Raw genomic sequence first — 4,894 nt, forward strand, 5'->3', positions numbered from 1 at the left:
CCCTCGCGGAAGCGGTGCCATCGAAAGCGCCATGCGCCGCGTCATCAACCTGCGCATGAAGAGCAATGCCAAGTTCTGGAAGCAGCAAAACGCCGAAGGCATGATCCTGCTACGCAGCTACCTCAAGGCAGGGCGTTTCGATGATCTCATCAACTGGTCCATCGCCGCCGCGGCTCCTTGGTGCCCAGACAATGACATTCCGCCTCTCATCAGCGAGGTGGCTTGATGGGCCCCTTTTCGTCACCGCGCCCCTGCGGAGTAGTGTCTATTTAGCTAAACCAACAGCTCGCCGAGCGGCGCCCTTGCGAGCGTGCTGTCGCCGAAATCGTCGATGGGCGCGCCGCTTGGTTTACGTAGGCCCACAGCGCTACCGATGGTGTTGAGCAGGCGCGCGTGGTTCGAGCCGCCCGAGTCGGGCAGCTTGATGAACTGGCCTTGTTTGAGGGTACCCTTGCAGCTGCCGGCCAGGATGAACGGTACGTTTCTTGGCGAGTGCCCGGGACCGTTGCCGTTGTCGTTGTACCAAACGGCTACGCCGTGATCGAGCAGCGTGCTTCCGTCGGGCATGGCGTAGGCGCTCAAGCGCTCGATCAGGTGGCGGAAGGTCTGGGCGAACTGCCGATCGATCTTGTGGTGCAAGATATCGGAGTTGCGGATCACCGAGCCGCTGCTGTCGTGCGACAGGCGACGGTGCGAAACGTAATGGTAGTTCTCCATCAGCTGTCCAGTATCGGGGTCACGATATTTGGTTCGGCCGTCGTTGCCCGCACCCACTTGGATGGCCGCCGAGCGCGTGTAGCCGCACGCGATCGCCAAGGCGACGATGTTCATGTGAAGGCGCGCGGTTTGCAGCACCTCGTCTCCGTCGATGCTGTCGTAGATCGCGCCGGCGCCATCCAAGAGCCGCTGATCCTGCTCGCTCAGCTGACAGGCCAGCCCAAGCTCGATCTCTCGAATGCTGTTGAAATGAAGCTCGAGCCGCTGTCGATCGCTCGTGCTGAGCTCGGGTCGCGCCATCAGTGCTTGCATCTGCTCGCGCACCAAATCGTTGATGCTGCGCTGGCGCATGGCGACGAGCTGCGCCGCCTGCTCGGAGGGCTGCGAGCCGAGGCCGCTCACTGTCTGGTAGGCGCTCAGCGGGTTGCGCATGGCCGCGCGACGCCTGCCCGAGGCGCGGTAGGAGATGCAGGGGCCGCCGAGCCAACCGCCGCCCTTGCCCGCGCATAGAAACAACGAATCCCGCCCGCCCGGATTGAGCTCACGGCCGATGCGGTGATCGATGGACTCGCCCGCGGCCTCGGAATCCCCGCCCGCGCCACGTTGCGTAGGTCCTTGGGCCGTCAGGCCCTGCAGTGCGCCACGGGCATGGCCGTCGCCGTAGTCGAAGTCCTCCATGTCGACGCCACCCACCACGAGCAGTTTCGAGCTCACGGCGCCAAGCTCGTCGAGCGCACGCCCCGCGAGCGTTTGCGGGGTGAGCGGCCCCGCAAAGCTTGGCCAGAAGCGTTCGGGCTCGCGCTGGCTGCTCAGCGGCGAGCTCTGCTCGGCTGCAACACCGTTCGCCTGGCGAAAGAACACCGCAAAGGTGGCCGGCTCGGCCCGGGCCCGTGCCTGCCGCGGCAACAAGCCCTCGAGCAACGGTAGGGACAAGGCCGCGCCGCCGAGGCCTCTGAGCACATATCTGCGCGAAACGCTCATGGAAGCTCCTCGCTGCTGCGTGCCAAGAAGGCCGGTGTCTGGATCAAGCCCAGCAGCAGCTCCCTCACCGGCGTGCCCGCCAGCGAGGCTTCGGTGAGGCGTTTGATCAGCGCTTGGTCGGAGTGGGTGTCGGGCCTCCCGTAGGCAAACTGAAGCCAGTGGCGTACGTAGCACTCGTGCACCTCGGGGCTTTTCGCGAGCGCCTGAGTCAACTCCACGGCGCTGGTGACGGCAACCTGCACGCCTCCGATCAGGGGCGCCGCGCTCGCGTCCACAGGAAGCCCGCGATCGTGGCTGCGGTAGCTGCCCACTGCATCGTAGTGCTCGAACGGAAACCCGAAGGGGTTGATCAGCGGGGTGTGGCAGCCGGAGCAGACGCTGCCCGGCTGTTCGGTATGGCTTTGCACGGTCTCGCGGTTGGTGCGCCCCATCGGGTCCGGCAGCGGCGGGATGTCCGCTGGAGGCGCCGCGATGGGCAAGCACGCGATCCGCCGTGCGATGAATACGCCGCGGTGAATGGGATCGGGGTCCACGGATGTGGCGTTGCCCGCCAGGAAGGCTATTTGCGTGAGCACGCCGCTACGCTCCGCCGCGTTGAGGGTGACGGGCACGAAGTCGTTTCCAAAGTTGCCTGGCACGCCGTAGATGCGAGCGAGCTCGGCGTTCACGAATGTCGCCGGCGAGGTCAGGAGGCTCCGAAGATCGGCCCCTTGCGCGAGCACGGCATCGCGCACGAAGAGCTGGTTTTCGCGCGCGGCGTCCGCTGCGAGCCGATCGGTGACGTCGGGGAATAGAGCGCGCGAGGGGTGCGCGTGTATCACGCGGTCGATCTCGAGCAGCTGTTCGTGAAAGGCGTCGATCGCGTCGGCCGCGTGTGGATCGGCAAGTAGACGCTGCGCTTCGAAGGCCAGCCTATCCGGATGTACGAGCTCGTCACGGCCAGCGGCAGCCAGCAGCGCGTCGTCGGGCATGCTGTTCCACAGCAGGTAGGAAAGCCTCGACGCCACCTCGTAGCTGCTGAGCGGGATGAGACCACCTGCCTGCTGCGTACTGCTCTCGACGCGGTACAGGAAATGAGGCGACTGCAAGAAGGTCTCGATCAACAGCCGAATGCCGGCCTCGAAGCTCGCAAGGCCCGGGTACAGCGGCGCTGCGGCATAAAACAGCTGCAGATGGCGATCGACTTCGAGTGCCGTCAGGGGGCGCCGGTAGGCCCGCATGCCGAACTGCTGGATGAACGTCTGCGCCAGCAGGTTGGGATCCCCGGGACCTGGCGGCAGCAGGCGCCCGAGCAAGATCGGATTCGACGTGACCAGCTCGGCGGCCTGTTCCGCGGCTCGCCGGTAGCCGTTCCACAAGGCCTCGTCGACCTCCAGGCTGGCCACGTTGTCGTCGAAGATGAAGCCGTTTTGCGCGGGATCGGAGCGCAGCTTCGCCGTGAGCTCGCCGCCCGGGTCGAGGCGCAATAGCTCGCGCACGCTGTTGTGCCACTGCGCGTGTGTGAGCCTGGCCACGCGCGTTGCGGGCGCTGGGGGCTCGGGCTCGCTCCCCGGAACAGGCGCAAGGCCCGGCGGCAGCCCGGGCGGTGCGTTGGTTTCAGATGCTCGCTTTTTCGATCTGCCCGAGAACTCGATCGAGCATCCGTACACCGCACACGCGGCGACGAGCAACGGGAGCCACGACAGCCTGGTAGTGCGGGGTAGAGGAAACAGCGACATTACAGCCGGTGTCTACATGATGAGTAAAAAATTCCAGTGGTCAAACGCACTGTCGGAGTCTCGGTCGTCGTTTCACCTACGTGTAGGGCACGGGTGCGCGTGATCCGAGAGCGGTCCAGCCCCTTGTCCATCTGCAGGCGGGGCGGTTGCGCCGCCCGCTCGCGCAGCGAGTCCCGCCGTCCGTTACGACAATACGGCCCGCCACCCGTTCGCTGCAGTGATGAGGCTGGTTCGTAACGAGATAGATGTCCCGGTCGTATGGCTCACTTCACTGCTACTGCTTTCCAAACTCGTCAACGCCACGCTGAATGTCGTCAGGGGACATCTTCTTGTTAGGTTTGGACACGATCCACAGGTGCCCGAACGGGTCGAGGATCCGCCCCTCTCGGTAGCCGTAGAACCGATCGGCCACCGGAATGAGGATCTTGGCGCCGTGTTCCTCTGCTCGTTGCGCAACGGAGTCTGGATCGTCGCACATCAAGGTCATCAACACCGGTGATCCTTCTGGCCGGTGAGGCGGGTACCAGTTGTCGTGAGCGTCCGCGAGCGAGATGATCGCACCGCGAATCGAGATAGCCGCGTGCATGATGTGTCCTTCCGGACTTGCGTAGCGCTCCAATTCCTTGGCGCCGAAAACCTCCGAGTAGAAGGCGATCGCATCGGCCGAGCTCGAAACGATGAGCCGTGGGGTGAGAACGGGTGAATCGTCAGTCATTAGGCTCTTCTAGCATCAGCCGCGACTCTAGTATTGTGAGAATCGGCATCGGCGAGGACCGAGTGCGTGGCCGCGCCTTTTTTGGGGCGAGCCCGAGGCAGGAGTCGGCCTGGGCCAAGCCAACTACTTCGCGTGTCCTTGCAGCGCGAGCTCGGACATGCGGCGGCAACGGCCGCGGATCTCGTGCATTTCGTCCCCTAGACTGAGCGCCACGCGGCAAGCCAGCTCCTGCACCCGGTAGCTGTTGGGGTATGCTGCTGTCAGGGGCTCTATGGTGTGCCAGGCCACTTCGAAGCGCTCGGCTGCGTTTGCCTCTGCTGCCTTGAGGAAGCGGTCCGCGTCGGCGGTGGCAAGCTCCTGGGGTGCCGACAACCGCGGTGTGATCGCTTTTTCGCGCTGCGTGCCCGGCCTTAACCTGGCCAACAGCTCGTCTCGGTCCTCCTCCAGCCAGCCCGCATCGCTCGACCGATCGAGGTGCGCGACCACACTACGAGCTATGGCGGCCGGCTCGGCATCCGGTTTCATGCGCTCGGCAAGGATCGCCTGAATGAGCTGGTCCACGGAATCGGAGAACCCTTCGGCCTCCAGCGTATACCCCCAGGTTGCATAAAACGGCGTCGATGTAGCTGAAAGCACTTGCGGAAGCCTCTGTAAATCGCGAAGAAACGAACTGCAACATTCAACTCTTCAGCGACGAACAGAAGGCCACCGCAAGTGAAATCCAGCAGAGCAGATATTCGGTCGACCGTCCACAAGATTCCTC

Annotated in this window: 5 protein-coding genes; 1 reads left to right on the forward strand and 4 read right to left on the reverse strand. The window is 64.3% G+C overall.

Annotated elements, in window-relative coordinates; all coding sequences use genetic code 11:
• A partial coding sequence (locus tag MJD61_00790; GenBank protein ID MCG8553816.1) for a hypothetical protein occupies positions 1-226 on the forward strand: 226 nt, incomplete at its 5' end.
• Between the two features lie 47 nt (positions 227-273).
• Here MJD61_00790 and MJD61_00795 read toward each other — a convergent pair.
• From MJD61_00795 to MJD61_00810, 4 genes are all read right to left on the reverse strand, one after another.
• On the reverse strand, positions 274-1,698 hold the full coding sequence (locus tag MJD61_00795) for a DUF1552 domain-containing protein (protein MCG8553817.1): 1,425 nt from the start codon (positions 1,696-1,698) through the stop codon (positions 274-276).
• Positions 1,695-3,416 carry a DUF1592 domain-containing protein gene (locus tag MJD61_00800; protein MCG8553818.1) on the reverse strand — a complete coding sequence of 574 codons (1,722 nt, stop codon included), beginning with the start codon at positions 3,414-3,416 and terminating at the stop codon, positions 1,695-1,697. The genes MJD61_00795 and MJD61_00800 overlap by 4 nt, the downstream gene beginning before the upstream one ends.
• 274 nt (positions 3,417-3,690) lie before the next feature.
• Complete coding sequence (locus MJD61_00805) at positions 3,691-4,131, reverse strand: VOC family protein (protein ID MCG8553819.1); 441 nt, start codon at positions 4,129-4,131, stop codon at positions 3,691-3,693.
• Positions 4,132-4,254: 123 nt separating this feature from the next.
• Entirely contained in the window at positions 4,255-4,767 is a 513-nt protein-coding gene (locus MJD61_00810) for a hypothetical protein (GenBank protein ID MCG8553820.1), read from the reverse strand.
• Between the last annotated feature and the right edge of the window lie 127 nt (positions 4,768-4,894).

It is taken from the genome of Pseudomonadota bacterium, from assembly GCA_022361155.1.
Lineage (GTDB): Bacteria > Myxococcota_A > Polyangia > Polyangiales > JAKSBK01 > JAKSBK01.

Coding starts and splice junctions, on each gene's coding strand:
- MJD61_00795 (MCG8553817.1), bottom strand. CDS start 1,698: ATGAGCGTTTCGCGCAGATATGTGCTCAGAGGCCTCGGCGGCGCGGCC.
- MJD61_00800 (MCG8553818.1), bottom strand. CDS start 3,416: ATGTCGCTGTTTCCTCTACCCCGCACTACCAGGCTGTCGTGGCTCCCG.
- MJD61_00805 (MCG8553819.1), bottom strand. CDS start 4,131: ATGACTGACGATTCACCCGTTCTCACCCCACGGCTCATCGTTTCGAGC.